Consider the following 21,783-nt stretch of genomic DNA (forward strand, 5'->3'; position numbering starts at 1 on the left):
TCCGGCCCGGGGCATACAATAGAGACATGAATTTGAAAAGGAGCATACTCTATGCTGTTTTCCGATCATCCCCGGACTCACTACCGGGCCGCACCGACCCATGAGGTCATCTGCCAGCTGCGCTTTCCCTCTATTCTCTCCATCAACACCACGGAACCGGCCGACTTTCAGGAGGCCATCCGGGCGGAGTTTCCCCAGTACGCCCGCCGGGAGGATGCCGCACCGCCCCAGATCACCGGTTTGGGCGGGCCCAATCTGAAAATCCAGCAGCAGCCCCCTGTGGCCAACTACCACTTCCTCTCCGCCGACGGCCAGTGGAAGCTGAACGTGACCCGGGACTTCATCGCCCTGTCCACCCTCCGCTATCCCGGCTGGGAGGCCTTTGCCCGTCAGCTGGACAAGCCCCTGGCGGCCTTCATCCGGCTGTACAAGCCCGCCTATTTCCAGCGGGTGGGGCTGCGGTATCTGAACATCATCTCCCGGGCCCGTCTGGGCCTGGAGGGTCGGAACTGGGTGGAGCTGATCGCCCCGGCCTACACCGCCCCCCTGCGGGAGGGCGACGTGGACGAGGAGCGGTTCCTCAACTGCGCCAGCGATGTGACGGTCAAGCTGGACTCCAGCTGCCAGGCCAAGATCCACGCCGGTCCCGGCCGGATCAAAAACAACGCCCCCGGCGCCGTCCAGGACCCGGAGGTGAAGTTCATCTTCGACATGGATCTGTTCATGGCTGGGAACACCCCCTGCACCCTGGCCGCCGCCGCGCTGGAGACCCTCCACGGCCACGCCGGCCGCATCTTTGAAGGCGCCCTCACGGACACTCTGCGGGATGCCATGGACCCGGAATAAGGGCATCGTCCCGCAAAAACAGGCGGAGGGGCCGGTCAGGCCCCTCCGCTTCTCTTTTCAATGCCGCCCGCTCAGTCCCGGAACAGCGGGGTGGACAGATACCGCTCGCCGCTGTCCGGCAGCAGGGCCACGATCACCTTGCCCCAGTTCTCCGGCCGCCGGGCCAGCTCTCCCGCCGCCCACAGCGCGGCGCCGGAGGTGATGCCGGCCAGCACGCCCTCGGTCCGGGCCAGGGCCCGTCCGGCGGCGTAGGCGTCGGCCTCCGTGGCGGTCAGGATCTCGTCCACCACGGACCGGTCCAGGTTCCCGGGCACGAAGTTGGCGCCGATGCCCTGGAGGCCGTGGGGCCCCGCATGGCCCTGCGTCAGCAGAGGTGAGGAGGCGGGCTCCACGCCCACGACCCGCACGCCGGGCTTGCGCTCCTTGAGATACCGGCCCACGCCGCTGATGGTGCCGCCGGTACCGATGCCCGCCACGAAGATGTCCACGGTGCCGTCGGTGTCGGCCCAGATCTCCGGGCCGGTGGTGTCGAAGTGGGCCGCCGGGTTGGCGGGGTTGTCGAACTGCCCGGCGATGATGCTGCCAGGGATGGTCCGGCGCAGCTCCTCCGCCTTGGTCACGGCACCGGACATGCCCTCCGCCCCCGGCGTCAGGACGATCTCCGCGCCGTAGGCGGCGATCAGGCTCCGCCGCTCCACGCTCATGGTATCCGGCATGGTCAAAATCACCCGGTAGCCCTTGGCGGCGCCCACGGCGGCCAGGCCGATGCCGGTGTTGCCGGAGGTGGGCTCAATGATGGTGCCGCCGGGGGCCAGGCAGCCCTCCGCCTCCGCCTGGGCGATCATCCGGGCCGCCACCCGGTCCTTGGCGCTGCCGGCGGGATTCATGCACTCCAGCTTGGCCAGGAGCACGGCGGGCAGATCGTGAGCGGCGCTGTACCGGCGCAGCTCCAAAAGCGGCGTGCGGCCGATGAGGCCGGTGACGCTGGAAACGGTGTTCATAAGGAGGACCTCCCTGTTCAAGATAGCCGTATCATACACCCGCCGGCATCTTGCCGTCAAATGGCACCGGGGCGGCATGCGCTGGTTTTCCGCCTCGGAAGGTCTTTTCGCAAGCTGGTTTTCCGGTCTTTTGCGGCAGATACAAATTATCCGGAAGCTTCCCCTATCTGATCAGTCCGGACGGACCGGATGGAAAGGAGCCGTCATGAGTCTCTATCAGGAATACCAGACAAAGCTGCGGACGCCGGAGGAGGCGGTGAAGGCCGTCAAAAGCGGGGACTGGGTGGACTACACCACCAACGTCTGCTTCCCGCCCCTGCTGGACGCCGCCTTGGCAAAGCGCCGGGACGAGCTGACAGACGTGAAGGTCCGGGGAAACCTCCTGTTCGGGCCGCTTCAGATCGTGGAGTGCGACCCCACAAGAGAGCATTTCTGCTACAACTCCTGGCACTGCTCCGGCTATGAGCGCAGGCTCAGCGACCGGGGGCTTTGCAGCTACATCCCCATGATCTTCCGGAACGTGGTGCCCTACTACCGCCATTTTCTCACGGTGAACGTGGCCATGATGTGCGTGCCGCCCATGGATAAACACGGCTGGTTCAACCTCTCCTGCGCCACGGGCGTGGCCCGGGGGATCCTGGACAAGGCCGATATCGTGATCCTGGAGGTCAACGAGCACCTGCCTTACATCTACGGCGGCTTCGACGAGTCCATTCACCTCTCGGAGGTGGACTACATCGTGGAGGGTCCCCACGATCCCCTGCCGGAGTTCCCGGTGGCGGAGGCCACAGAGGAGGACCGCCGCATCGCGGAGCTGCTGGTGCCCTATGTCCGGGACGGGGCGGCCCTGCAGCTGGGCATCGGGGCCATGCCCAACGTGGTGGGGTCATTGCTGGCCCAATCCGACGTGAAGGATCTGACCATGCACACGGAGCTGTGCGGCGATGCCTACTTCCGGCTGTATGAAGCCGGAAAGCTGACCAATGCCCGCTGCGCCCTCCATCCACGAAAGGGTCTCACCGGCATCGTGTTCGGGTCACGGGCGCTGTACGACTGGGTGGACCGGAACCCGGCCGTGACGGCGGCGCCCCTGGAGTACATCAACGCCCCGGCCACCATCGCGCAGCTGGAGAACATGGTGTCCATCAACAGCTGCATTTCCGCCGACCTCTACGGCCAGGTCTGCGCCGAGAGCGCGGGGCTGCGGCACATCAGCGGCACCGGCGGCCAGCTGGACTACCTGACCGGCGCGGCGGACGCAAAGGGGGGCAAGGCCTTCATCTGCATGACGTCCTCCTTTGTGGACAAGGCGGGGGTCCGCCGCTCCCGCATCCTGCCCCACTTTGAAGGCGACATCGTCACAGACCCCCGGAGCCAGGCCTATTATATCGTCACCGAGTTCGGCGCCGTCAATCTGGCGGGCCGGTCCACCTGGGAGCGGGCGGAGCTGCTGATCTCCATCGCCCACCCGGATTTCCGGGAGGAGCTGACCGCCGCGGCGGAACGGCAGAAGATCTGGCGCCGGTCCAACAAGCGCTGATACGTAAAGAGCCGCAGGGCCAATGCCCTGCAGCTCTTTACTGTATAGTAGTTTGGTTTTACAGCTCCAGCGTCTCGCCGGGCGCCAGGACCCTGGCCGGGAAGCCGGCGGCCGCGGACGCCGCAGCGAAGGCGGCGCCGTCCTGGACGATGGGCGGCATGGTGTTGAAGTGCATGGGGATGGTCAGCGCCGGGCGGATCATCTCCACCGCCCGCAGGGCGTCCTGGGGACCCATCGTGTAGAAGTCCCCGATGGGCAGCAGCGCCACGTCCACCTGCTCTGCCGCCAGCAGCGTCATGTCGCAGGTCAGGGCGGTGTCGCCGGCATGATAGATCTTCTTCCCGCCCATCTCAAAGAGAAAGCCACAGGCCAGGCCTCCCGGCACGCCGCTGCCGTGGATAGCAGGAGTCAGCTTCACACGGCCAAAGGACGTCTTGATCCAGCCTCCCAAATTCCCGGCCACCGCCGGCACACCGGCAGGACCGAACACCGCCTCCGCCAGATCCACGGAGCAGCAAATCTGGGCGCCGGTGCGCCGGGCGATGTCCACCGCGTCTCCCACGTGGTCTCCGTGACCGTGGGTGACAAAAATCATGTCCGCCTCCACCGCGTCGGCGGAAACCGCCGCCAAGGGGTTGCCGGTCAGGAAGGGGTCCACCAGCGCCTTACAGCTGCCGTCATCCAGCAAAAAACAGGCGTGTCCCAGAAACTGGATCTTCATATCTGTTCTCCTTTCATCTAATAGGTTCCCCATCAGGGTATTACAGCTACCTTGATGACGCCATCCCGGCGGTTTTCAAAGAGGTCGTAGGCCGCCTCGATCTCTTTCAGGGGATAGGTGTGGGTGATGAGGGGCGTGGTGTCCAGCTTTCCCGCGGCGATGCGGTCCAGGATCTCGCCGCAGCGGCAGCCGTCCACGCCGCCGGTCTTGAAGGTCAGGTTCTTGCCGTACATCTCCGGCAGGGGCAGGGTCTGGGCTCGGTCGTACAGGGCCACGACCACCACCACGGCGTTGGGCCGGGCGCACTGCCAGGCCAGGCGGAAGGTCTCCTCCCCGCCGGCCACCTCCAGCACCGCGTCGGCGCCGCCGTGGGCGCTGCGGGCGCGGACCACCGCCTCCGCATCCTCCGGCCCCACCGCGGTGACGCCGGGGTAATGGGCCTCCACGAAGGCCCGGCGGGCCGGGTCCTTTTCACAGACCACCACCTGTCCCGGTTCCTTCAGCAGCACGCACTGGAGGGTACACAGGCCTGTGGGCCCGGCGCCCAGAATCAGCACCGTGTCCCCCGGCTTGATCTCCGCGATGTCCGCCGCCCACCAGCCGGTGGCCAGGATGTCCCCCACGAACAGGGCCTGGGCGTCGGTGACGTCCGCCGGAATCTTCGTCAGGCCCTGGTCGGCATAGGGCACCCGGACGTACTCCGCCTGGCCTCCGTCGATACGGCAGCCCAGGGCCCAGCCGCCGCTGGGGTCCGTGCAGTTGTTGACCCAGCCATGGCGGCAGAAAAAGCACTCTCCGCAGAAGGTCTCCACATTCACCGCCACCCGGTCCCCGGGCCGCAGATTCTTCACGCCGGGCCCCACTTCCTCCACCACACCCACCATTTCATGGCCCACGGTGATCCCGGGCACCGCCCGGGGCACGGAGCCGTGTTTGATGTGCAGGTCGCTGGTGCAGATGCTGGCCAGGGTCACCCGCACCAGGGCGTCCCGGCCTGCCAGCAGCACCGGCTTCGGCTTTTCCAGGAGGGCAAATTTCCCCCGCTCCACATACGTATAGGCCAACATATCCGGCACCTCCCGTCTTTTTTTACAGTCCGATCCCCAGCAGGGGGATCACGTTGATGACCGGCTCCTCATAGGGGTGGACCCGCTTCACCGCCGCCACGGTCTCCGCCGCCCGGGAGCGGAGGCAGGTGACTTCCACCTTCACCTCCGGCTCCCGGCTCAGCTCTCCCTCCTGGCCCAGATACGGCGCGGAGCCCGGCAGGGGCCGCCAGCAGCCGGTGACGGGGGCGTAGGAAAAGCAGCCGTCGTACCGGCCGATGTGGCCGGCGTCCACCGCCCGCAGCGCCTCCGCCAAGACCTCCAGATGGCTCTCGGGAATAAAGATCTCCAGCTTGCAGTAGCGCTCGTTCATCACAGCTCCCCCAGCGCCTCCAGGGCCTCCATCAGATCGTCGGCCCGGTCCTCCAGTTCCTCGTGACGGTCGCCCCAGGCCTCGTACTCCTCGCTGTCCATGTCCTCCGGCTCCTCCAGGTCCAGCGCCGCGATCTCCTGCCGCACCTGATCCAGTTCCTCCAGCAGCGCCTGCCGCTCTCCCCCGTTCGGGGCGGGAAATTCCGTGATGCGGGCCATGCCGCTCCCCCCTTTTTCTCGTTCTGGCTCTATTGTACCAGACTGGGCGCCGTTTGCAACCACTCTCCGGGGATTGACAAGCCGCGCGCCCCGTCATATAATAAGCATCGTTATTATATGAATTCTTACTATTGGGGGAAATCCATGGAGACCCTGCACTATCTTCTGATGCGCGCCCACTCCCTGCTCAACCGCCGGATCCTGGATGAGGCGGCAGGCCTCGGGCTCTCGCCCGGCCAGCCCAAAGTGCTGGAATATCTGCATCTCCGCGGAGAACAGAACCAGCGCGCCATCGCTGACTACTGCCGCATTGAGCCCGCCACCGTGGGCAGCATCCTCTCCCGGATGGAGGAGGCGGGGCTGGTGGAGCGGCGGCAGAAGTCCGGGGACCGGAGGGCGCTGTATGTCTCCCTGACCCCTCCCGGAGAGGCGGCGGCGGAGGCCGTGTCCGCCCTGTTCGACCGGGCGGACACCCAGGCCGCCTCCCTGCTGACGGCGGAGGAGATCGCTCAACTGACGGCGCTGCTGGAAAAGGTCTGCGCCGCTCTTCCGGAGGAGGCGCAGGCATGAATCAGATCCAAAAACCCACTGTCACCCTCAAGCGCTGGCTCTTTCTGGCGGCGGGCCTGGCCATCATGTCTCTGGGGGTAGCGCTGTCCATCCGGGCAAATCTGGGCACCTCCCCTATCTCCAGCGTGCCCTATGTATGCAGTCTGTTTTCCCCTCTGAGCGTGGGGTCCGCCACCATTGTCATGCACTGTCTCATGATCCTGGCGCAGATTCTGCTTCTGCGTCAGCGCTATGACCCCGTGCAGCTTTTGCAGCTGCCGGTGGCACTGGTGTTCGGCTGGCTGACCGATGCGGCCATGTGGGCCACCGGAGCGGTCCAGTGCGGCGCCTACTGGCAGCAGTGGCTGGTGTGCCTGTTGGGCGTTGCTCTGGTAGCCGTGGGCGTCAGCTTCGAGGTCACCGCTGGGGTTGCGCCCCTGGCCGGTGAGGGCACGGTGCTGGCACTTTGCCAGGTGCTGCCGGTGAAATTCGGCACCATGAAGGTGACCTTTGACGTGAGCCTAGTACTGACGGCCTGCCTCCTGTCCCTCATCTTCCTGGGCCAGCTCCAGGGCGTTCGGGAGGGCACCGTGGCGGCGGCCCTGTGCGTGGGAACCATCGCCCGCCAGCTGAACAAGCCCCTGGGCCGTCTGGGGAAAACGCTCTTCGCGTGATCGGAACAAACAAGCGGGGCGCCCGATGGGTGCCCCGCTCCTCTTATTACCGTTTGCTCTCGGCGAAGTCCCAGGCCTCCCGGAACCATCCCAGAAGCTCACCGTCGATCTGGTCCTCCTCCGTCAGCAGGAAGTGATGGGTCCAGCGGCCGGGGTACGGCTCCACCGCCACGGCCACCCGGGGGGAGTCCAGCCGCCGGTTCAGGCCCAGCGTCACCACCAGGCAGTGCTCCGGCCAGTCCTTCCGCCGCCGGACGGGCAATGACGCCGCGCCGTACAGGTGCCGGCCGTAAAAGCTGATCTGGCTCTTCTGGACCCGGACGGAGCCATCGGGAAAGAGGGCCTCCAGCTGCCGGAACAGGGCCTGATACAGCGACAGCTCCAGGGGCTTTCCGTCGAAAAACATCAGCACATCCGCGAAATAGTGGTCTGAAACGTTCATTTTTCGTCCTCCCGTTCCCGCAAAAATACCAGCCGGTCCGCGCTGGAGCGGGCCGGGTCATACCGGTAGCCCAGGGCGGCGAAGGCGGTCAGCTCCTCCGGCCGCCGGATGCGCCGCTGCGCCATATAGCGGACCATCTCTCCCCGGGCCATCTTGCACAAGGTTCCCTTTTTCACCACCCGGCCTTCCTTTTCTTCCCCGAACACGCAGGTCACCACCCGGGTCGCAGGGGGCAGGTGGGGCAGCACCGCCCGGCTGTACTCTTTGGAGGCCAAGTCGATGACCGTGTCCGTCTCCGCCCCCAGAGCCTCCCCCAGGCGGCCGCCCCAGAAGCCGTAGAGGTCCCGGTGTCCATCCACGGCCAGCCTGGCCTGCATCTCCAGGCGGTAGGGCGTCACAGCGTCGAAGGGCCGCAGCAGCCCGTAGAGGCCGGAGACGATCCGCAGATGCGCCGCTGCGTATTGAAGCGCCCCCTCCTCCAGCACGCCGGGCGCCAGGTAGCGGTACTGGATGCCCTCGTAGGCCAGCAATGCCGGGGTCCGGGCCCGGCGCAGGTCCATATGAGAAAGCCGCTCCACGTTCAGGGCGGCGATGGCGTCGTTACAGGCCCAGAGCCGCTTCAGCTCCCGGGGCGTCAGAGTCCGCAGGGCGGAGAGCAGCCGCTCCGCCTCCGGCAGGAATGCGGGCAGGCCCTCCGGCAGGAAGGTGTCCGGATCCTCCACCATCTTCTTGGCGGGGGAGATGATGATGCGCACGGCGCCGCCTCCTCTCGTTTTTCCCCATGATACCCCATTCCGCCGCCCGCCGTCAACGGCGGAGCGCTTGCGGGAGGCCGGTCACCGTGGTAAGATGGGTACAGTATTTTTGTAAGGAGGCTGCATCATGCTGGAGATCGCGTTCAGTGAGAGCGCCGAGGGCGGACTGCGGATGGCCCAGAGCCGCTCCGTCAGCTGCGCCGGTGCCTTTATCGCCATCCATGAGGACGGCTCCCGCCTCACCCGGGCACAGCTGCGGGCCGCCCGGCGTCAGGCGGAACTGGAGGCCCGGCGCCGTCAGGCGGAGGCCGTCCATCTGGACGGCGGAATCGTGTTCGGCTTCCCCCTGGTCCTCAGTGTGGGAGACATCGCCGGAGAGCCTCTGGGGCCGGAGCGAACGAATGTCCTGACCCAGCTCTATGGAGCGGCGGCCCCCGGCAGACAGATCGCGGAGGAGCTGATGGACCACGCGGCGGAGGGATTCCGCTCCCTGCTGGCGCAGCTGGAGCAGGGGGAGTCCCTGCGGGTGTGGTACAGCGATCAGCCCGACGAGCGGTGCGGCCTCAGCTGGCTGTGTTGGGAGCTCCAGCGCCGGGGGATCCAGGCGCCGGTCCACCTGGTGGACCTGCCCCGGTGGGAGGAGCGAAGCGACGGCACTGTGGTCCGGTACATCAGCTGGGGAGAGATGGAGCCGGAGCGGTTCGGCGCCTATATCTCCCGCCAGCGGGAGGCCGGGCCCGTCCTGCGGTCCGCCCTGGCTCGGGAGTGGGAGGCGCTGCGGCAGGAGAACGGTCCCCTGCGGGCGGTGGTCAACGGGTATCTGCGCACCGTGCCCGAGGACTTTTATGACCACGCCCTCCGCCGTGTACTGGCGGAGCAGCCGGAGGAGTTCCACCAGGCCCGTGCCATCGGCCTGGCCCTGGGGAAGTATCTGCCGGGGATCTCCGACTGCTGGCTGGCCCTGCGGATGGAGGAACTGCTGAAAAACGGCGAACTGGAGGCGGTGACGGAGGCTCCGGAGGGCGGCCCCGCCTATCACCGCCTCCTGCGGAAAACCGCCGCCTTCCGGACGCCGGAGGCCGTCTGAAAAAAATTTCCGGCGGCTGAACGGAACGGGCCTCCTCAGTCGTATTCTCAGTGAGGCCCTCTCCGGCCTCCCAACTACGACAGGAGGGATCAACGGATGAAAAAGATCTGGATGGGACTGGCCGCCGCGGCGCTGGTGGCCTCCCTGTGCGTCACAGGCGCCCTGGCGGCGGGCCATCGCGGGCAGGGCCTGCGGTGCACCGACGGCAGCGGCAGCTGCGGCAACTACTGCGTCAACTTCGCGGACGCTGACGGTGACGGCATCTGCGACAACCACGGCACCCGCTGCGCCAGCTTCATAGACGCCGACGGCGACGGCATCTGCGACAACCACGGCACCCGCTGCGCCGGCTTCGTGGGCGCTGACGGCGACGGCGTCTGCGGCAACTGCGGCACCCGCCGCGCCGGCTTCACCGACGCCAATGGCGACGGGGTGTGCGACAACTACGGCACGGGACTGGGGTCCCACCGCGGCGGCCACGGCCGGGGAGGCTGCCGGAACCACTGACAGGAAACGAGGGGCAAGTCCATGCGGAGCGAACAGGAGGCGGTCCGGGCCATGGAGCGGCACGCCGACACCGTGCGGCGGCTGTGCATGATCCACCTGAAAAACCAGGCCGACACCGAGGACATCTTCCAGACGGTGTTCCTGAAATATGTCCTCAGCACCACTGTGTTTCAGTCGGAGGAACACGAGCGGGCCTGGTTCATCCGGGTGACCCTCAACGCCTGCCGGGACCTGCTCAAGAGCTTCTTCCGCAGCCGCACGGTGCCGCTGGAGGCTCTGGAGCCGGTGCCCGCCGCCCTGGTGCCGGAGCACCGGGAGGTGTGGGAGGCGGTGCTGGCCCTGCCGGAGGCCTGCCGGGACGCGGTGTATCTCCACTACTACGAGGGCTACACCGCGCCGGAGATCGGGCGCCTGCTGGGCAAAAACGTCAACACCGTCTACACGCTGCTGAACCGCTCCCGGGAGATGCTGCGAAAGACGCTGGGAGGTGAGGACCATGGATGAGCGGATGCGGGAGGCCTTTGCCCAGGTGCGGGCGGAGGAGGACCTGAAGCAGCGGACCCTGGCCTATCTGGTCCGGCAGACCGGCGGCTGGCAGAAGGTCCCTGCCCGGCGGCGGCCTCTGCTGGTCACGGCGGCCTGCGCCGCCTGCCTGCTGCTGACCCTGGGGATCCTCTGGCTCTGCTTCACCCCGGCGGCCTACATCAGCGTGGATGTGAACCCCTCCCTGGAGCTGACGGTGAACCGGTTCGACCGGGTGATCGCCCTGGACGGCCGCAACGACGACGGCGACGCCCTGGCCCAGACTCTGCACGTGCGCTTCCTGGACTACCAGGAGGCCCTGGCGCAGGTGCTGGACAGCGACGTCATCGCCGCGTGCCTCTCCCGGGATGAGGACCTGTCCATCACCGTGGCCGGGGCCGACGAGGCCCGGACGGCGGAGATGCTGGCCCAGGTGTCCGCCTGCGCGGCGGACCGGGGCGCCGCCGACTGCCGCGCCGCCGACCTGGAGACCGCGAAGGCGGCCCACGACCAGGGCCTTACCTGCGGCAAGTACCAGATGCTGCTGGCCCTCCAGGCCCTGGACCCGGAGATCACCGCGGAGGACGTGCGGGACCGGACCATGAGCCAGCTGCGCAGCTGGCTGGCGGAGCTGGAGAGCGGCACGGAGAGTTCCTCCGGTCAGCAGGCCGGGCCCGGACAGGGTGGCGGTCAGCCGGGCCAGGGCAGCGGCCAGAGTGCCGGACAGGCCGGAAGCGGCCACGGCGCCGGACATGGGCGCGGCCACCACAGCGAATGAATCAGCGGAGGACCCGGTTTCGGGTCCTCCGCTTCTCTCTGTTCTCAGCCGAAGAGCTCCGCCGCCTTGGCGGCCATGCGCTGCCCATAGAGCCGGAAGGTCTCCTCCGTCTCCTCCAGCCGGCCGGCCACCGCCTGGGGCCCCAGGTGGATCACCGGCTTGCCCTGGGAGCCGCCGCCGGAATAGGCCAGCATCCCATAGACCAGCATGTGATCCAGGATGGTCTGCATGGCCAGTTCGGCGCCGCCGTGGATGTAGTTGGCGGTGGCGAAGGCGCCGCCCAGCTTCCCGGCCACGCCGTACTTGCCCAGGGTCTCCAGAAACAGCTTCATCTCGCCGCTGATGCTGGCGTAGTAGGTGGGGCTGCCCGCCACCAGGCAGACGCTCTCCCGCAGCCAGTCCGCCTCCACGGCGTCGATGGAGAATACCCGGACCTCCGCGCCCTCCACCTGGCGCATCCCGTCGGCCACGATCTCCGCCATGGCCTTCGTATTGCCGGACTTGGAATGATACACGACGCTGCACTTCATAAGAGGGGCCTCCTTTTTCCGTTTTCTCCAGCATACCACCATTGCCCCGCCGCTGCAACCGCCTATCCCTCAGGAAGGTATCCAAAGGCCCCCTCTGCCGCTGCATCAACCGCCATCCCAGATGCCAAAAGAGAGATCGCCGAGGCGCAGTTCACTCCGGAATTGCCGCACCTGCTCTATGGCCCCGCCTATCCCCTGTGCCGGTACAACCAGAGCAGGCATATCCCCGGCCGTGCCTGCTTTTGGGAAGATACCAAACCTTCTCGCACATATGAAAGTGGGTCTTGGCAACCGCCGGGAGCTGCTTTTATCCTGCCGCCCGGCACCGCAGCACGGGAAAAAATTCAAGAAAAATTCATCATGCCGCTCAGCCCCTGTGATAGAATACCGCCAAATTTCATTTTAATCATGTGGAGGAGGCGTCATGCAAAAGTACATCCATATTCGGCATTGGAACTACTGGTGGGAGGTCTATGGATGCGGAACAGCGGTCCCCGACGGCCTTCGCGCTGTGGAATTCAGTCTGACCGACGACGAAGCGGGCAATGTGACATTTTTTCATTTTGAATTCTATAATCTGGCCGGCCTTCGGGAAGCCCTCTGGGCCGGTGACCTCCTGGCATCGGATGATCCTAGCCATACGTTATTTCTCCAGCGAGCAGAAGATCTGGCCTTGGGAAAAGCCGACTTTTTCGTGGGCGCACTGTACTATCCGGATTTTACTCCGGATCTGGCCTTCTGCACGCAGCCTCTGACCACAGAGCGCGGGCTGCTGGATTTGAAAGCACCGGCCGCCGCGCCCTATTACGCCGCGGTTTTTCTGTCTGAGGTCCGTCCTCTCATGCCGGAGCTCCTGGAAACCTGGACGGCGCGGCTGTCGCAGGTCCTGTTCGGCCGGAGCTTTACCGCCAGGGTTGCCTGTATACCCACCCGTCAGGAAGCACTGACCAGTTGGGAATCTAACAGTGCAGCTCAGTTTTAAGATAGGAGATGCTGTGTGGAACCCACTTTTTCTTTCCGTCTGACGACGATGAACGCCCGTTACCTGAAGCCCCAGGTACGCCGTGCCCTGGAAAAGCGGACAGAGCTGCTCTCCCGGCAGAGGTGCCCCCGGATCTGGGCCCTGACAGACCGGCTCAACCGGGTGGGACAGGCATCCTCCGAAAAGCTCCAGCACCGGGAAAAGCTGCGTCTGATCCTGGGGCTGGTGAACGGAGCTCTGGGACTGTTTTTGCTGCTTCCGGGCCTTATGGATCCCGGTGCCCTGCCGCTGCCCTTGCTGGTGGGCACTGCCTGCTTTGGGTTCAGCTTGGGAATTCTGTGGCGGATCGCCCGCCATCTGCTGGGTATCCTCAGCGCAGTGCTGAGCCTTCTGCTCCTTTTATGCGCCCTTGGAAACTGGGCCGGATGCGGCCGGTTCCTGCTGCCGGCCATTCTCTGCGGCGCTGTGGGAGCCGCTGCGCTGATGCCGTGGAAACGGCGGAATGCCTTTGACCGGGCAGCACAGAAGCTGCTGGAAGCTGCTGTTCCGGCGCAGGCAACGGTCTCCTTTTCTCCGGCGGGCATGGTCATCTTCCAGGAGGGGGACGGCCAGGAGCCGCAGACGATCCCTTATGCCGACTTCGAGCTGGTTCTCGAAACAAAGGATCTGCTTCTGCCGGTCTATCAAAATGCAGTGACCATTCTCCAGAAGAAGGACCTGCAGACCGGCTCCATCCCTGAACTGCTGGAATTTCTCAGCGAGCAGGCACAATGCGCCGCCGTTCGGGTGCAGGCGAAAAACCGCGCAGACACGGCCCGCAGCCCAAAAGCCGGTCCCCGCCGCACCACCCAGAAATAAACCTCATCCGCGTGAAAATACCGGCAGTCCCCGTATCATAAGGACGGCCTGTTCAAAAGGAGCGACGCCGATGTCCAACACCACCAAGCAGGCCCTGGAGGCCGCTTTGAAAGAAATGATGCTGAAAAAGCCCCTGGACAAAATCACCATCCGGGACCTCACTGAGACATGCGGCATCAGCCGCATGGCGTTCTACTATCATTTCAAGGATATTTATGACCTGGTGGAGTGGGCCTGTGCAGAGGACGCCGCAGCGGCCCTCCAGGGGAAAAAGACCTGCGACACCTGGCAGGAGGGCCTGGCACAGATCTTTGAGGCGGTGCTGGAAAATAAGCCCTTTATCCTCAACGCCTACCGCTGCATCAGCCATGACCAGATGGAGCGCTTTCTCTATCAGCTGACCTACGGCCTGATCCGGGGCGTGGTAGAGGAAAAGAGCCGGGACGCGGAGATCAGCGAGGAGGACAAGGCATTCATCGCAGACTTCTATAAATACAGCTTCGTGGGCGTCATGCTAGACTGGATCAAGCAGGGCATGAGCGGCGACTACCAGCTCATTGTCCGGAAGGTCTGCACCACCATGCAGGGAACCGTTTCCAATTCCATCCAGAACTTTGCAGCAAACAGGTAAAACGCTTTACAAATCGGGGCAGGTGATCAAAATTTGATCACCTGCCCCGGTTTGTAAATGGAAACAACGGCAAAAAGGGGGTAGGCTATGACCAACACAGAAACGGCCGCCGGTACGGCGGCCAAAACGGAAAGGTGGCAATCCTAATGGATAAGAATTTGGGGAAATGGACCGCTGCGGCAGCGGGCCTGGCCGGCGCCGGCGCGGCGGTCGTGGCCGCGAAGAAGATGGCAGACGCCAGAAAGGCAGCCTGCACGCCCGCTCCCAGCGTCTATCGCAATACGGAGCTGGGCCGGCACGAAAAAAATGCCAAGGGCATCTACTATACCAGCGGCAATTACGAGGCCTTCGCCCGGCCGGAGAAACCCGCAGGGGTGGAAGAAAAGAGCGCCTATATCGTAGGCAGCGGCCTGGCGGCTCTGGCGGCAGCCTGCTTCCTGGTTCGGGACGGGCAGATGCCCGGCTCCCATATCCACATTCTGGAGGCCATGGATATCGCCGGCGGCGCCTGCGACGGCATCTGCGACCCCACCCGGGGCTATATCATGCGGGGCGGCCGGGAGATGGAGGACCATTTTGAGTGCCTGTGGGACCTGTTCCGCTCCATCCCCTCTCTGGAAAAGCCCGGTGCCTCTGTACTGGATGAGTTCTACTGGCTCAACAAGCATGACCCCAATTACTCCCTCTGCCGCGCCACGGTCGACCGGGGCCAGGACGCCCATACAGACGGAAAATTCAACCTCACTCAGAAGGGCTGCCTGGAGATCGTGAAGCTCTTCCTGACGCCGGACGAGGACCTGTATGACAAGACCATCGAGGACGTCTTTGACGAAGAGGTGTTCTCCTCCACCTTCTGGCTCTACTGGCGGACCATGTTTGCCTTTGAGAACTGGCACTCCGCTCTGGAGATGAAGCTGTACTTTCAGCGCTTCATTCACCACATTGCCGGACTGCCTGACTTCAGCGCCCTGAAATTTACCCGCTACAACCAGTATGAGTCCCTGATCCTGCCCATGAAGAAATATCTGGAGGACGCCGGGGTGGATTTCCGGTTCGGCGTGGAGGTGACCAACGTTCTCTTTGACATTCAGAAAGACAGAAAGGTGGCCACGGCCATCGAATGTCGGGTCCATGGCGTGGAGCAGGGCATCGTACTCAGCGAAAACGACCTGGTCTTTGTCACCAACGGCTCCTGTACCGAGGGAACCATCTACGGTGACCATGATCACGCCCCCAACGGGGACGCGGAGGTCCGCACCAGCGGCTGCTGGAGCCTGTGGAAGAACATCGCCAGACAGGACCCGGCCTTCGGCCATCCCGAGAAATTCTGCTCCGACATCGCCAAAACCAACTGGGAATCCGCCACCATCACCACGCTGGACGACAAGATCCTGCCCTATATCAAAAACATCTGCCAACGGGATCCCCGCACCGGCAAGGTGGTCACCGGCGGCATTGTCAGCTGTCAGGATTCCAAATGGCTACTGAGCTGGACCATCAACCGCCAGGGCCAGTTCAAGGAGCAGTCCCCCGAAAAGGTATGCGTCTGGGTTTACGGTCTGTTCACTGATGTGCCGGGCAACTATGTAAAAAAGCCCATGAAGGCCTGCACCGGCAGGGAGATCACGGAGGAGTGGCTCTATCACCTGGGTGTACCCGTGGGGCTCATTCCGGAATTGGCTGCACGCAGCGCCGTATGCGTCCCCACCATGATGCCCTATATCACTGCCTTCTTCATGCCCCGGGCCAAGGGCGACCGCCCCGATGTGATCCCCGATGGCTGCGTGAACTTCGCCTTCCTCGGACAGTTCGCCGAAACGCCCCGGGACACCGTATTCACCACCGAGTACTCAGTCCGCACCGCCATGGAGGCCGTCTACGGTCTGCTGGGCGTGGACCGTGGCGTGCCGGAGGTGTGGGGCAGCGTATACGACGTGCGGGCCCTGCTGGACAGCTCCGTCTGCCTCTTGGACGGCAGATCCCCCCTGGAGATGGAGCTGCCCGGCCCGCTGAACCTTCTGAAAAAGCCGGCTCTCAGATTCATTCGCGGTACGGTAATCGAACAGCTGCTGCGCCGCCACAATATCCTTCGGGACGAAGCGCAGTGACCGGTCCCGACGCCCGAACCAGACAAACACGCCCGCTGAGACACACACTCAGCGGGCGTCTTTTTTCTTCAAGCCGCCCCTTCCCGACAGCCGGTTCCCCATCCCGACCGCACCGTCTCCGGCGAACTGCGCAGCGCGCCACCCCGCTCAGCCGCTCCGAAGCAGAGCTGCCGCCATTCCCCGCGCACTGTCAAAAACGCACTTCCTGCCGGAACCGGCAGGAAGCGCGCAGTACACGTTATCCATCCGCGGCCTCGCAGACTTTTCGCGCTGGCCGTTCCGGTTCCAGCACCACATCCGGACAGCTGTCCGCCAGCAGCGCAAGCACCTGCTCTGCCGCCTTTTGCTTTTCAAAGGTAAACGTGTGGTAAAAATCGCCCTTGTATTTCATTCTCAGGGCCACAATCTGCAATTCCTTGCCGCAGCAGCCGGTCAGGGGAAGGCCCGCCTTCTGCGCCCAGGCCTGCCGTACAGCCCGGAAAGGCAAATATCTGGTACCGGGAAAAGCAGCAAAGTAAATTGCCTGCCTGCTCACCCGGTACTGCTCCACCCGCACAGCGGTCTTGTAATCTTCCTGGGGATCCTCCAGTACGATGTCCGGGCAAATGGACTGCATTTTCATTGCCTCGCCTCCTGTGCTCTGATTTGAGAGATTTCCCTCAGGTTGTATCGGATAACTTTATCATACAGGATTCAGGAGAAAATGAACTTGCAAATGCAACAAATCATCGGTTTTCCAGAATGATCTGCCGCGGACCGCTGTCCGATAAACTGTGTCCTCCTATTCTTGAAACCATGCGGGACGCCGGCTTTTCAGCCGTGAAGCTCGCTTGGCTTGCCGCCTCCCCCGCGCAGCAGCGCCTGCACCTCGTTCACCAGCCGGCACAGATGAAACCCGTCGCATACAGCATGGTGCACCTGCACCGCCAGCGGCAGCAGAACCTTTCCGCCTTCCTCATGGAAGCGGCCCATGGTAAAGATAGGCGGCAGGTAGTCATAGCCCTTTTGCAGGTTCAGATGGAACGCCTCAAAGCTCGCCCAGGGCACCATGGACACCGGGAATGTATTCTCCGGCGGATCGGGCCGGGCCACCAGGCCCGGACGGTCTCCCCAGGCGGCCAGGTCCCTTTGGTACGCCGCGCAGAAGGCCTCCCGGTCCGGGTTATATTCGGTCCACAGGTTGGAAAAGGTCTCGGAGTCTTTGTGGAATATGGTATAGCAGGGGTGGACCACATCGTAATAGCCCACCTCCCCGGCCCCATTGCAGGCCATGCGGAACTCCTGGTGCCGGTTCACCGCCGTGGAGATGGCATGCAGCAGAGTCGGATACAGCGGCCTGCCGCTCTCCCGCAGCCCGGTGATATCCAGCTGGAACGTGGCGCTGTATGTGCAGGGCACCTGGGTGAAATAATGTGTAAAGTATTCTCTCCGCGGCCATGTCTCCCGGTCGATCCTGGTAAACATCATAGGTTCTCTCCTCTCTTTGTCTGTCCGGCTCTCTCCTCCCGCAGCCGTGAGGTCCGTGCAGCGGGACAGGCTCAGCATAGCATTTCCCCGTTTCGGGAGCAACCGCCGTCACAGCGCGCTCCCCTGTTCCAGATCGTCCCGCAAAAAAGCATTGCGGATGGCGTTCAGCACCCGTTTCTTGTCGCCGCTCCAAAGGGGTGAGAGCAGATCCCGCTTGGCGCCGTCCCCGGTGAGCCGGTGGACCACCATCTCCCGGGGGATGCTCCGCAGGCACGCTTCCAGGGCCGCGATATAGGCCTCCAAATCCAGGCAGGCAACTCGCCCTGCCGCCCAGTCCGCGGCCAGGTCCGTGCCCCGCAGCACATGCAGCAGGTGGAACTTGATACCATCGGCCCCTGATGCGCCAATGTACCGGGCGGTGGCGGCCATCATCTCCTCCGTCTCCCCCGGCAGGCCCAGGATCTGATGGACCACCACGGTGATCCCCGCCGCCTTCAATTCCCGGACTGCCCGGTCGAACACCGGCAGGTCGTAGCCCCGGCGGATGTAGGCGGCGCTTTGTGGGTGGATGGTCTGGAGGCCCAGCTCCACCCAAACGGGCTTGATCCGGTTCAGCTCCCGCAGCAGCTCCAGCACCTCCGGCGGCAGGCAGTCCGGTCTTGTGGCGATGGACAGCGCCACGATATCCTCCGGCGCCATGGCGGCGGTGTACAGCCCCCGCAGCCGCTCCGCCGGAGCATAGGTGTTGGTGAAGGACTGGAAGTAGGCAATAAAAAGGGAGGCCTTCCCCGCCTTGGCCGCCACCCGGCGGCGGGCCGCCGTCAGCTGAGCCGGGATGTCCCCGGTCTCGGCGAAAGCGCCTGCGCCGTCGCAGAAGATACAGCCCCGGGTATCCAGCGTCCCGTCCCGGTTGGGGCAGGAGCAGCCGGAGGAGAGGGCCAGCTTATAGACCTTGCGGCCGTACCGGCGCCGCAGATCCTCGTTGAGACTGTTCCAGTACATGGTCGGTGCCTCCCGGCGGAAAATTTCGAACTGCCTCTTTTTTGAGGCGGTGCTTTGGCGTATAATGATCCCAGCGCGGCCCCAGGGCCGCATCTATCACAGGAGGTCGATCCTATGGTCACAATGGCACAGCGCATCGAGGCGCTCCGCACCGAAAAGGGCCTGAGCCGGCCGGCGCTCTCCGCCGCGCTGGGCCTGCCCAGAAACGCCACGGAAAAGTTTGAAACCGGCCGTCAGACGCCCACACAGGACCAGCAGCAGAAGCTGGCGTCCTTTTTCGGCGTGTCGGTCTTTTATCTCAGAGGGGAGAGCGACGACCGCACCCAGATGGAAAACTGGCTCAATAACTCCTTCTCCGACGAGCCGGCCCAGCCGGTCCGCCCCACGCGGCCCGCACCGGAGCGGCCTGTGGTGACCGCCTCCTCCGGCGGCCAGGGCGAGGGGGCCGTGTTCTCGGCGCTGCTGAAGAGCAAGGCCTTCCAGGACATGGTCCATGACGCGGTGGTCCAGGCGCTGCGCTCCCCCGAGGGGCAGTCGCTGATTGCCGCAGCCGTGCGAAAGGAACTGAACCGCCGCTGAGGCCCCGGGCCGGAGGACTGCCGTCCTCCGGCTCCTTTTTTGCCGGACGGACACCCCCTCCCTGTACCCCCATTGTACTCCGCTGCAGCCGGAAAGGAAAGAGGTCCATACCAAAGAAAAGCGGCAGCAAAAACAACGGGGCGTTTCTGTGTAAAATCCCAATGGACATTCGCCGGATCTTTTGGCAAAATAATGCCTTGCGTGCGGTGCTCCACAGCCCGCCCCCATTTTTTTGAATGGTGGCAAATGCCACTGCGGACACCATATCTTGTGCATTATAATGGGAAACACATCAGATATATTGTGCGGCTCGCCGCAGAGAGAATGACGGAGGGAACCAGCATGAAAGTCATCAAGCGCAACGGAACAGAGGTCGTGTTTGATATTGAAAAGATCGTGGCCGCCATTACCAAGGCCAACGAGAGCGTCACGGAGGACGCCCGCATGACCCCCATGCAGATCCGGCGGATCGCAGAGTTCGTGGAACTCAGCTGCCTGAAAATGAACCGCTCTCCCTCCGTGGAGGAGATCCAGGACCTGGTGGAGTACCAGATCATGGCCCACGGCGCCTACGAGGTGGCCAAGAACTACGTCACCTACCGCTATACCCGCTCCCTGGTCCGCCGCAGCAACACCACCGATGAGAAGATCCTCAGCCTCATCGAGTGCTGCAACGAGGAGGCCAAGCAGGAGAACTCCAACAAGAACCCGGTGGTCAACTCCACCCAGCGGGACTACATGGCCGGCGAGGTCTCCCGGGACCTGAGTGAGCGGCTGCTGCTGCCGGCGGACATCGTGGAGGCCCACAAGGAGGGCATCATCCACTTCCACGACTCCGACTATTACGCCCAGCACATGCACAACTGCGACCTGGTGAACCTGGAGGACATGCTGCAAAACGGCACCGTCATCACCGGGACCCTCATCGAGCGGCCTCACAGCTTTTCCACCGCCTGCAACATCGCCACCCAGATCATCGCCCAGGTGGCCTCCAACCAATACGGCGGGCAGTCCATCTCCCTGGCTCATCTGGCTCCCTTCGTGGATGTGAGCCGCCAGAAGATCCGCAAGGTGGTGGAGCAGGAGATGGCCGCCATCGGCGTGGACCCCGGGGAGGACAAGCTCCGGGAGCTGGTGGAGTCCCGGCTGCGGGACGAGGTGCGCCGCGGCGTGCAGACCATCCAGTACCAGGTGCTGACGCTGCTGACCACCAACGGACAGGCACCCTTCGTCACCGTGTTCATGTACCTGGGCGAGGCCAAAAATGACCAGGAGCGAAAGGACCTGGCCCTCATCATCGAGGAGACCCTGGAGCAGCGCTACCAGGGCGTGAAGAACGAGGCCGGCGTGTGGATCACCCCCGCCTTCCCCAAGCTCATCTACGTGCTGGAGGAGGACAACATCACCGAGGACGCCCCCTACTGGTATCTCACCAAGCTGGCCGCCAAGTGCACCGCCCGGCGGATGGTGCCCGACTACATCTCCGCCAAGAAGATGCTGGAGCTCAAGGGCGACGTGTACACCTGCATGGGCTGCCGGTCCTTCCTGACCCCGGACCGCTTCACTGACGCCGGCATCGGCAACATCGCCAACGCCGGCAACTACGAGCCCGGCAAGCACAAGTACTACGGCCGGTTCAACCAGGGCGTGGTGACCATCAACCTGCCCGATGTGGCCCTCAGCTCCGGCGGGGATATGGACAAATTCTGGTCCATCTTCGACGAGCGGCTGGAGCTGTGCCACCGGGCGCTGCTGTGCCGCCACGAGCGGCTCAAGGGGACCCTCTCGGACGTTGCCCCCATTTTGTGGCAGTACGGCGCCTGCGCCCGCCTGAAAAAGGGCGAAACCATCGACGAGCTGCTCTACCACGGCTACTCCACCATCTCCCTGGGTTATGCGGGGCTCTATGAGTGCGTGAAATACATGACCGGCAGGAGCCACACCGACCCCGAGGCCACGCCCTTTGCCCTCGCCGTCATGGAGCACATGAACGAGGCCTGCCGGAAGTGGAAGGCCGAGAGCGACATTGACTTCTCCCTTTACGGCACACCGCTGGAGTCCACCACCTACAAGTTCGCCAAGAGCCTCCAGCGCCGCTTCGGCGTGATCGAGGGCATCACCGACAAGAGCTACATCACCAACAGCTACCACGTCCACGTCACCGAGGAGATCAACGCCTTCGACAAGCTCAAGTTCGAGGCCCAGTTCCAGCACCTCTCCCCCGGCGGTGCCATCAGCTACGTGGAGGTGCCGGATATGCAGAACAACCTGGAGGCTGTGCTGGCGGTGATGCAGTTCATCTACGACAACATCATCTACGCAGAACTCAATACCAAGAGCGACTACTGCCAGGTGTGCGGCTGGGACGGCGAGATCCGGATCGCGGAGGAAAACGGAAAGCTGGTCTGGAAGTGCCCCAAGTGCGGCAACACGGACCAGGACAAGATGAACGTGGCCCGGCGGACCTGCGGCTACATCGGGACCCAGTTCTGGAACCAGGGCCGGACCCAGGAGATCCGGGACCGGGTGCTGCACCTTTGATCGCTCAAAAGGCGCTGCCTTTTGAG

General features: G+C 64.1%; 25 protein-coding genes. 14 read left to right on the plus strand and 11 right to left on the minus strand.

Annotation, left to right across the window (positions count from 1 at the left end; genetic code table 11):
* The first annotated feature begins 51 nt into the window (after positions 1-51).
* Positions 52-846, plus strand: coding sequence for a TIGR04255 family protein (locus ACVDHE_RS15145; RefSeq protein ID WP_458885039.1), 795 nt, complete (start codon positions 52-54; stop codon positions 844-846).
* A gap of 71 nt (positions 847-917) precedes the next feature.
* Here the strand turns inward: ACVDHE_RS15145 and cysK are convergent, their stop codons facing one another.
* Positions 918-1,847, minus strand: coding sequence for a cysteine synthase A (cysK, locus tag ACVDHE_RS15150; RefSeq protein ID WP_458885040.1), 930 nt, complete (start codon positions 1,845-1,847; stop codon positions 918-920).
* A gap of 205 nt (positions 1,848-2,052) precedes the next feature.
* Between cysK and ACVDHE_RS15155 the strand changes: the two genes are divergently transcribed.
* Positions 2,053-3,387, plus strand: coding sequence for an acetyl-CoA hydrolase/transferase family protein (locus ACVDHE_RS15155; RefSeq protein ID WP_458885041.1), 1,335 nt, complete (start codon positions 2,053-2,055; stop codon positions 3,385-3,387).
* A 58-nt stretch (positions 3,388-3,445) separates the two neighbouring features.
* On the opposite strand, the gene ACVDHE_RS15160 is transcribed toward ACVDHE_RS15155, so the two are convergent.
* Genes ACVDHE_RS15160 through ACVDHE_RS15175 form a run of 4 tightly spaced genes read right to left on the minus strand, consistent with a single transcriptional unit; the run spans position 3,446 to position 5,745 of the window.
* Positions 3,446-4,108 carry a metal-dependent hydrolase gene (locus ACVDHE_RS15160; protein WP_458885042.1) on the minus strand — a complete coding sequence of 221 codons (663 nt, stop codon included), beginning with the start codon at positions 4,106-4,108 and terminating at the stop codon, positions 3,446-3,448.
* Between the two features lie 32 nt (positions 4,109-4,140).
* A complete protein-coding gene (locus ACVDHE_RS15165) occupies positions 4,141-5,175 on the minus strand; it encodes an alcohol dehydrogenase (RefSeq protein WP_458885043.1) in 1,035 nt (344 codons plus the stop codon).
* A gap of 22 nt (positions 5,176-5,197) precedes the next feature.
* Positions 5,198-5,527 carry a divalent cation tolerance protein CutA gene (gene cutA, locus ACVDHE_RS15170; protein ID WP_325226036.1) on the minus strand — a complete coding sequence of 110 codons (330 nt, stop codon included), beginning with the start codon at positions 5,525-5,527 and terminating at the stop codon, positions 5,198-5,200.
* Positions 5,527-5,745, minus strand: coding sequence for a hypothetical protein (locus tag ACVDHE_RS15175; RefSeq protein ID WP_458885044.1), 219 nt, complete (start codon positions 5,743-5,745; stop codon positions 5,527-5,529). Before ACVDHE_RS15175 ends, cutA begins: the two co-directional genes overlap by 1 nt.
* A 117-nt stretch (positions 5,746-5,862) precedes the next feature.
* Between ACVDHE_RS15175 and ACVDHE_RS15180 the strand changes: the two genes are divergently transcribed.
* Entirely contained in the window at positions 5,863-6,315 is a 453-nt protein-coding gene (locus tag ACVDHE_RS15180) for a MarR family winged helix-turn-helix transcriptional regulator (RefSeq protein WP_458885045.1), read from the plus strand.
* Positions 6,312-6,968, plus strand: a complete 657-nt coding sequence (locus ACVDHE_RS15185; RefSeq protein WP_458885046.1) for a YczE/YyaS/YitT family protein — start codon at positions 6,312-6,314, stop codon at positions 6,966-6,968. The genes ACVDHE_RS15180 and ACVDHE_RS15185 overlap by 4 nt, the downstream gene beginning before the upstream one ends.
* 46 nt (positions 6,969-7,014) lie before the next feature.
* Here ACVDHE_RS15185 and ACVDHE_RS15190 read toward each other — a convergent pair whose 3' ends face one another.
* Complete coding sequence (locus tag ACVDHE_RS15190) at positions 7,015-7,410, minus strand: DUF5655 domain-containing protein (RefSeq protein ID WP_458885047.1); 396 nt, start codon at positions 7,408-7,410, stop codon at positions 7,015-7,017.
* Positions 7,407-8,165, minus strand: coding sequence for a peroxide stress protein YaaA (gene yaaA / locus ACVDHE_RS15195; protein ID WP_458885048.1), 759 nt, complete (start codon positions 8,163-8,165; stop codon positions 7,407-7,409). Before yaaA ends, ACVDHE_RS15190 begins: the two co-directional genes overlap by 4 nt.
* A 127-nt stretch (positions 8,166-8,292) precedes the next feature.
* On the opposite strand from yaaA, the gene ACVDHE_RS15200 reads away from it, so the two are divergent.
* From ACVDHE_RS15200 to ACVDHE_RS15215, 4 genes are all read left to right on the plus strand, one after another.
* Positions 8,293-9,252 carry a DUF3658 domain-containing protein gene (locus tag ACVDHE_RS15200; RefSeq protein ID WP_458885049.1) on the plus strand — a complete coding sequence of 320 codons (960 nt, stop codon included), beginning with the start codon at positions 8,293-8,295 and terminating at the stop codon, positions 9,250-9,252.
* Between the two features lie 96 nt (positions 9,253-9,348).
* Positions 9,349-9,759: a hypothetical protein gene (locus ACVDHE_RS15205; RefSeq protein WP_458885050.1), complete on the plus strand. Its 411-nt coding sequence runs from the start codon at positions 9,349-9,351 to the stop codon at positions 9,757-9,759.
* Between the two features lie 21 nt (positions 9,760-9,780).
* Positions 9,781-10,263, plus strand: a complete 483-nt coding sequence (locus ACVDHE_RS15210) for an RNA polymerase sigma factor (protein ID WP_213038797.1) — start codon at positions 9,781-9,783, stop codon at positions 10,261-10,263.
* A complete protein-coding gene (locus tag ACVDHE_RS15215) occupies positions 10,256-11,059 on the plus strand; it encodes an anti-sigma-I factor RsgI family protein (protein WP_458885051.1) in 804 nt (267 codons plus the stop codon). The genes ACVDHE_RS15210 and ACVDHE_RS15215 overlap by 8 nt, the downstream gene beginning before the upstream one ends.
* A gap of 44 nt (positions 11,060-11,103) precedes the next feature.
* Here the strand turns inward: ACVDHE_RS15215 and ACVDHE_RS15220 are convergent, their stop codons facing one another.
* Positions 11,104-11,589, minus strand: coding sequence for a flavodoxin family protein (locus tag ACVDHE_RS15220; protein WP_325226014.1), 486 nt, complete (start codon positions 11,587-11,589; stop codon positions 11,104-11,106).
* Positions 11,590-12,013: 424 nt separating this feature from the next.
* On the opposite strand from ACVDHE_RS15220, the gene ACVDHE_RS15225 reads away from it, so the two are divergent.
* The 4 genes from ACVDHE_RS15225 (at position 12,014) to ACVDHE_RS15240 (ending at position 16,168) form a co-directional block, all read left to right on the plus strand.
* Positions 12,014-12,571: a hypothetical protein gene (locus tag ACVDHE_RS15225; protein WP_458885052.1), complete on the plus strand. Its 558-nt coding sequence runs from the start codon at positions 12,014-12,016 to the stop codon at positions 12,569-12,571.
* 48 nt (positions 12,572-12,619) lie between these two features.
* Positions 12,620-13,429: a YcxB family protein gene (locus tag ACVDHE_RS15230; RefSeq protein ID WP_458885053.1), complete on the plus strand. Its 810-nt coding sequence runs from the start codon at positions 12,620-12,622 to the stop codon at positions 13,427-13,429.
* Between the two features lie 70 nt (positions 13,430-13,499).
* Positions 13,500-14,060 (plus strand): TetR/AcrR family transcriptional regulator, encoded by a 561-nt coding sequence (locus ACVDHE_RS15235; RefSeq protein WP_458885054.1) that lies wholly within the window; start codon positions 13,500-13,502, stop codon positions 14,058-14,060.
* Between the two features lie 146 nt (positions 14,061-14,206).
* On the plus strand, positions 14,207-16,168 hold the full coding sequence (locus ACVDHE_RS15240; RefSeq protein ID WP_458885055.1) for an oleate hydratase: 1,962 nt from the start codon (positions 14,207-14,209) through the stop codon (positions 16,166-16,168).
* Positions 16,169-16,406: 238 nt separating this feature from the next.
* Here the strand turns inward: ACVDHE_RS15240 and ACVDHE_RS15245 are convergent, their stop codons facing one another.
* The 3 genes from ACVDHE_RS15245 to ACVDHE_RS15255 all read right to left on the minus strand — a co-directional run bounded on the left by ACVDHE_RS15245 (position 16,407) and on the right by ACVDHE_RS15255 (position 18,637).
* The gene (locus ACVDHE_RS15245; RefSeq protein WP_458885056.1) at positions 16,407-16,790 is read right to left on the minus strand and encodes a hypothetical protein; all 384 of its coding nucleotides are present in this window, start codon (positions 16,788-16,790) and stop codon (positions 16,407-16,409) included.
* 191 nt (positions 16,791-16,981) lie between these two features.
* Positions 16,982-17,635: a type A chloramphenicol O-acetyltransferase gene (gene catA, locus ACVDHE_RS15250; protein WP_458885057.1), complete on the minus strand. Its 654-nt coding sequence runs from the start codon at positions 17,633-17,635 to the stop codon at positions 16,982-16,984.
* Between the two features lie 108 nt (positions 17,636-17,743).
* Positions 17,744-18,637 carry a TIGR01212 family radical SAM protein gene (locus ACVDHE_RS15255; RefSeq protein WP_458885058.1) on the minus strand — a complete coding sequence of 298 codons (894 nt, stop codon included), beginning with the start codon at positions 18,635-18,637 and terminating at the stop codon, positions 17,744-17,746.
* Positions 18,638-18,751: 114 nt separating this feature from the next.
* Here ACVDHE_RS15255 and ACVDHE_RS15260 point away from each other — a divergent pair, with 114 nt between their 5' ends.
* Positions 18,752-19,216 carry a helix-turn-helix domain-containing protein gene (locus tag ACVDHE_RS15260; RefSeq protein ID WP_213038805.1) on the plus strand — a complete coding sequence of 155 codons (465 nt, stop codon included), beginning with the start codon at positions 18,752-18,754 and terminating at the stop codon, positions 19,214-19,216.
* Between the two features lie 342 nt (positions 19,217-19,558).
* Positions 19,559-21,757, plus strand: coding sequence for an anaerobic ribonucleoside-triphosphate reductase (gene nrdD, locus ACVDHE_RS15265; RefSeq protein ID WP_458885059.1), 2,199 nt, complete (start codon positions 19,559-19,561; stop codon positions 21,755-21,757).
* Positions 21,758-21,783 lie beyond the last annotated feature (26 nt).

Source organism: Dysosmobacter sp. Phy (assembly GCF_054476235.1).

What these genes read in the sequence shown, in the direction of transcription:
- ACVDHE_RS15145 (WP_458885039.1), top strand. Translation starts at nt 52, where the DNA reads ATGCTGTTTTCCGATCATCCCCGGACTCACTACCGGGCCGCACCGACC.
- cysK (WP_458885040.1), bottom strand. Translation starts at nt 1,847, where the DNA reads ATGAACACCGTTTCCAGCGTCACCGGCCTCATCGGCCGCACGCCGCTT.
- ACVDHE_RS15155 (WP_458885041.1), top strand. Translation starts at nt 2,053, where the DNA reads ATGAGTCTCTATCAGGAATACCAGACAAAGCTGCGGACGCCGGAGGAG.
- ACVDHE_RS15160 (WP_458885042.1), bottom strand. Translation starts at nt 4,108, where the DNA reads ATGAAGATCCAGTTTCTGGGACACGCCTGTTTTTTGCTGGATGACGGC.
- ACVDHE_RS15165 (WP_458885043.1), bottom strand. Translation starts at nt 5,175, where the DNA reads ATGTTGGCCTATACGTATGTGGAGCGGGGGAAATTTGCCCTCCTGGAA.
- cutA (WP_325226036.1), bottom strand. Translation starts at nt 5,527, where the DNA reads ATGAACGAGCGCTACTGCAAGCTGGAGATCTTTATTCCCGAGAGCCAT.
- ACVDHE_RS15175 (WP_458885044.1), bottom strand. Translation starts at nt 5,745, where the DNA reads ATGGCCCGCATCACGGAATTTCCCGCCCCGAACGGGGGAGAGCGGCAG.
- ACVDHE_RS15180 (WP_458885045.1), top strand. Translation starts at nt 5,863, where the DNA reads ATGAATTCTTACTATTGGGGGAAATCCATGGAGACCCTGCACTATCTT.
- ACVDHE_RS15185 (WP_458885046.1), top strand. Translation starts at nt 6,312, where the DNA reads ATGAATCAGATCCAAAAACCCACTGTCACCCTCAAGCGCTGGCTCTTT.
- ACVDHE_RS15190 (WP_458885047.1), bottom strand. Translation starts at nt 7,410, where the DNA reads ATGAACGTTTCAGACCACTATTTCGCGGATGTGCTGATGTTTTTCGAC.
- ACVDHE_RS15200 (WP_458885049.1), top strand. Translation starts at nt 8,293, where the DNA reads ATGCTGGAGATCGCGTTCAGTGAGAGCGCCGAGGGCGGACTGCGGATG.
- ACVDHE_RS15205 (WP_458885050.1), top strand. Translation starts at nt 9,349, where the DNA reads ATGAAAAAGATCTGGATGGGACTGGCCGCCGCGGCGCTGGTGGCCTCC.
- ACVDHE_RS15210 (WP_213038797.1), top strand. Translation starts at nt 9,781, where the DNA reads ATGCGGAGCGAACAGGAGGCGGTCCGGGCCATGGAGCGGCACGCCGAC.
- ACVDHE_RS15215 (WP_458885051.1), top strand. Translation starts at nt 10,256, where the DNA reads ATGGATGAGCGGATGCGGGAGGCCTTTGCCCAGGTGCGGGCGGAGGAG.
- ACVDHE_RS15220 (WP_325226014.1), bottom strand. Translation starts at nt 11,589, where the DNA reads ATGAAGTGCAGCGTCGTGTATCATTCCAAGTCCGGCAATACGAAGGCC.
- ACVDHE_RS15225 (WP_458885052.1), top strand. Translation starts at nt 12,014, where the DNA reads ATGCAAAAGTACATCCATATTCGGCATTGGAACTACTGGTGGGAGGTC.
- ACVDHE_RS15230 (WP_458885053.1), top strand. Translation starts at nt 12,620, where the DNA reads ATGAACGCCCGTTACCTGAAGCCCCAGGTACGCCGTGCCCTGGAAAAG.
- ACVDHE_RS15235 (WP_458885054.1), top strand. Translation starts at nt 13,500, where the DNA reads ATGTCCAACACCACCAAGCAGGCCCTGGAGGCCGCTTTGAAAGAAATG.
- ACVDHE_RS15240 (WP_458885055.1), top strand. Translation starts at nt 14,207, where the DNA reads ATGGATAAGAATTTGGGGAAATGGACCGCTGCGGCAGCGGGCCTGGCC.
- ACVDHE_RS15245 (WP_458885056.1), bottom strand. Translation starts at nt 16,790, where the DNA reads ATGAAAATGCAGTCCATTTGCCCGGACATCGTACTGGAGGATCCCCAG.
- catA (WP_458885057.1), bottom strand. Translation starts at nt 17,635, where the DNA reads ATGATGTTTACCAGGATCGACCGGGAGACATGGCCGCGGAGAGAATAC.
- ACVDHE_RS15255 (WP_458885058.1), bottom strand. Translation starts at nt 18,637, where the DNA reads ATGTACTGGAACAGTCTCAACGAGGATCTGCGGCGCCGGTACGGCCGC.
- ACVDHE_RS15260 (WP_213038805.1), top strand. Translation starts at nt 18,752, where the DNA reads ATGGTCACAATGGCACAGCGCATCGAGGCGCTCCGCACCGAAAAGGGC.
- nrdD (WP_458885059.1), top strand. Translation starts at nt 19,559, where the DNA reads ATGAAAGTCATCAAGCGCAACGGAACAGAGGTCGTGTTTGATATTGAA.